Here is a 3,910-nt window from a genome sequence, read left to right as displayed (position 1 = left end):
ATCCTACTTCATGGCAAATAATAAATGAGGATAATCAAGTAACCAATCAAACCAATATATCTGTTCAAATTATAGAGAAACAAAAGAATGATTATGATTTTAGCCCCAATATAAATATTATAGTGTCAAGTAATAAATGGAAAGAACCTACATCTTATTTAGCAAAGCAAACAATATCTCAGAATAGAAGGTTGTTAAATAGTTATCATTTAATTGAACAAAAAAATGATATAGTTCTTAGTAATTGTAAAGGTAGTTCCATTGAATATACATTCAATATGCAAGGATATATTTTGTATGGGATACAGTATATTGTGAAAAAGCATGATAATACGACTTTTATAATTACCTTAACAGTGGATAATAATAAGAAGATAAAACAAAATGATATAATAAATAGCATTATTAACTCTTTAGTAATTAAATAGTATGACAAAACAAGAATTACAATCATTGACGATTGAACAATTAAATTCAATGACTTCTGAAGAGGTGGAAAGTATTGCTCAAGAAGTCCTTGATAATTTGACAACAAGTGAGATAGAAGAACTTTCTGATGAAGTAAGAAAAAAACTGGGAATAAAAATCAAAAGTATTTGGAAAAGTGCCGAATTATGGATAGGGCTTATTGTTAGCGCACTTATTATGAGTATTATGCAAGGAATCTTTGGTAAATAATTAATGCCTTGATAGCGGCTGTAGAATACTAAAAATATGGTTTATCCTTTGAATTATGGATTAAGTAAAGGTAAACTACCCATTATCCCTGTTGAGATAAAAGGTAAATACCTGTGTTTTATTATAGATACAGGAAGTACTTGTTGCTTGATTGATAGTAATGTTGTAGAATATTTCAAAGATATTGTGAATACTGTTGGGGATTACAATATCAGTGGAATAGATGGAACTAAGCATAAGGTTGATTTGGTAATTTTACCTTTCACCTTTGAAGGTCAGACATATAGTCAAAGATTCTGTGTAAAATCACTTCTTGATGCGTTTGAAGGCATTGAAACAGAGAGTGGCATACAGATATATGGAATATTAGGTACTGACTTCTTGATTGAAAATAAATGGATTATTGATTTTGATAAATTGATAATAACAACAACTAACTAAAAACAAAATATGTAAATGAAAAAGTTTCGTATTGCGTTAAATATAGTTTGTATAATATTTACTGCTATACTTGCTATTATGTGTTTTAGTGCTGGAGAATGGAATGTAGATACAATATGTTATACATTTGGTTTCTTATTTTCTTTTGCTTCTATATATTTATTAGTTCGTTTAATAAACTCTGAAAAATGAAACCTTTACTACTATAAACTGCTTTTCATTGATAGAAGTATTGAAGAAGGATATATAATTTAGACCCTATCTTATGGGATAGATGTAATATTTTATAATAATAAAATTTTTATGAGTAAGAAATAATAAATTTAGCATTTCTAAATGTTACTATTGGTATTGTATAAACTTTACCATTGTTGGTCAATAGTTGTTCCATTGACTACAAAAGAGATTATTAATAAGTTGATTAACAGTAGTTTAAAGTGTGTATATCTGTAGACTCATAATCTGGAGGTCCCTGGTTCAAGCCCAGGCTGGTCCACTTAAAAAAGAAGCGTTAATTGCACAAAATCAAGCAGTTAACGCTTTTCTTTTTGGCTTTTTATGACTTCTGCTATTGCTCTTGCAAGTAGTTTATATAATCCAAGCACAGCATTTGTTGACTAATTGTTGACTAATTAAATTAGAACGTAAAATGCTGACTATCAAATCAGAAATCAAAAGACAAGAACAGAAGTTGGATGGGACTTACAATGTTAAATTGAGATTCACCCTTGACCGTAAAGTAAAGCGTTTATCAACAAGTCTATTTGTCTATTCTAAAGACTTGACTAAAGAGTTCAAAATCAAGCCGTCTTCCCCTATCAAACAAGATGTAGAAGCGTTGATTCGAAGTTATTATGAGAAATGTGCCAAGCTTCAAATTGAATTGAATCATTATACTTTGGATGATATAATAGACTATCTTAATGGAGAACAAGAAAAGAATCAAGTCATAAATTTTATAAAGTTCAGCCGTGAATGGATAGCCTCAACAACTATTAAAGGTGCGCCCAATTATACTTCTGCCATTAATGCTTTGGTACGCTTCATTGGTAAAGAAGAACTGGATGTGAATCTGATAACAAAAGATTTTTTAGATAGCTTCAAGACATTTCTGAATAAAGAACATGAAACACGTACAAAGAAACTAATACAGCAGGGGAAACGTGTCCCCTCTAACCGTTCTCTATCCCTTTATCTGATAAGCATTAAGAAACTGTTTAATGAAGCCAAAAAGAAGTACAATAAAAAAGACAAAAATCTGATTCTTATTCCCCATTCTCCTTTTGATGATTTTGTCATGCCCAAACAAGAAGCTACACGCAAAAGGGCTATTCCAGCAGACATAATAAAGAAAGTTTGGAAACTACCTTATAAGGATATGAAAAAAGGCTATAAAGCCACTTGTCGCTATAATTTAGCAAAGGATTGTTTCATTCTCTCATTTTGTTTGATGGGTATCAATTCAGCAGACCTTTATAATGCTACTAAAATGGATGGTAATACTATTACCTATTACAGAACCAAAACAAAAGACCGTAGATTAGACAACGCCAAAATGATGGTTGAGATTCCACATATAATTCAACCTATAATTAATAAATATAGGGATAAGACAGGCAAACGGTTGTTTAATTTCTACCAATACTACTGTGACGAAAAAGGCTTCAATAAGGCAATCAATTATGGCTTGAAAGAAATTGGCTCTATTTTAGGAATTGATGATTTAGAATATTATGCGGCTCGTCATAGTTGGGCAACCATAGCATTGAATAAAGTGGGAATAGACAAATACATAGTTCATGCTGCCTTGAATCATATAGACGATTCCATGAAAGTGACCGACATCTATATTGAACGTGATTTTGTGAATGAAAATAAGGCTAATGCAAAGGTAGTGCGATATGTGTTTGGAAAGTAGATTTATGATTTTCCCACTTGCAACATTTGTGAGTGGGATTTTCTTTTTAACTTTACAACCTAATAATCAAAGGAGTATGGAATTACCTATAAGATACCTCAATGAAAAAGGACAGCTTGACGATGGAGAATCAAGCCAGTTAAGATACGTTTATGATATTATGTATGGAGAGGGCGAGCCTTACCATAATGCGGATTGGTCTGTTGTTATTTATCCAAGTGAAGTGAAATTGGTGGATATTCCAACTGCGGCAGAGATATTTACAGAACGATATAATACAGACCAAATATTATGTCGCTATAAATATGAGGAGTTTTTAAAAAAGAAGGATTTACAAGACACAATAAATGGATTGGGACTTGATACCGATGCCTTTTGGCTTTTGGTAATGTTCTGTTTTGATTATGCTTGTAGCATGTGCTTTGACAGTTTCATCAGACTACCTACACGTGGAGAAAACATTGAGAACTTAATCAATTTACTACCTGACACAAATAACTTTAAGGCAAAATTAAGCCTAAAAACCCAAAAAGGAAAAATAGAAATAGAAAGCAGCAAAACTATATCACTTATATTAGAATGGATAAAGCGTGGTTATGAACAGGATAAGGACTTTATACACGTGAACAGGATAGACGTAAACAAAGGAGTTTCCCCATTCGTTCATAAAAATGATGAATCTGATTCTGTTCTGATATGGTATTTTGCACATCTGTTAAAATACTTTTTTGATTTGAAACCTCAATTTAAAGGTAAACGAAAAAAAGGAGAAACTTCATCACTAAACAAAACCCTACTCATATCCAAATTAATTTACTATACGCAACTTTCTAAAAATACAAACTTCTTAGAAGATACTGATACTATTAAAAG

5 protein-coding genes and 1 tRNA gene are annotated in these 3,910 nt (G+C 31.2%); all 6 read left to right on the top strand.

Translation table 11 applies throughout. From position 1 onward, the window contains the following. A partial coding sequence (locus tag I6E11_RS14275) for a DcrB-related protein (RefSeq protein ID WP_235338789.1) occupies positions 1-428 on the top strand: 428 nt, incomplete at its 5' end. 1 nt (position 429) lies between these two features. Beyond that, positions 430-678 (top strand): hypothetical protein, encoded by a 249-nt coding sequence (locus I6E11_RS14270; RefSeq protein ID WP_235338788.1) that lies wholly within the window; start codon positions 430-432, stop codon positions 676-678. 36 nt (positions 679-714) lie between these two features. Continuing rightward, positions 715-1,119, top strand: a complete 405-nt coding sequence (locus I6E11_RS14265) for an aspartyl protease family protein (protein ID WP_235338787.1) — start codon at positions 715-717, stop codon at positions 1,117-1,119. A 425-nt stretch (positions 1,120-1,544) separates the two neighbouring features. Continuing rightward, positions 1,545-1,615: transfer RNA gene (locus I6E11_RS14260), tRNA-Met, on the top strand. Positions 1,616-1,768: 153 nt separating this feature from the next. Beyond that, complete coding sequence (locus I6E11_RS14255; RefSeq protein ID WP_235338786.1) at positions 1,769-3,037, top strand: phage integrase SAM-like domain-containing protein; 1,269 nt, start codon at positions 1,769-1,771, stop codon at positions 3,035-3,037. A gap of 76 nt (positions 3,038-3,113) precedes the next feature. After that, on the top strand, positions 3,114-3,910 hold a 797-nt coding region (locus I6E11_RS14250; protein ID WP_235338785.1), incomplete at its 3' end, for a hypothetical protein.

This window comes from Bacteroides caecigallinarum (assembly GCF_021531075.1).
Classification (GTDB): domain Bacteria; phylum Bacteroidota; class Bacteroidia; order Bacteroidales; family Bacteroidaceae; genus Phocaeicola; species Phocaeicola caecigallinarum_B.
The sequence above is the reverse complement of the archived record's forward strand: the minus strand, read 5'-3'. Positions and strand labels throughout refer to the sequence as shown.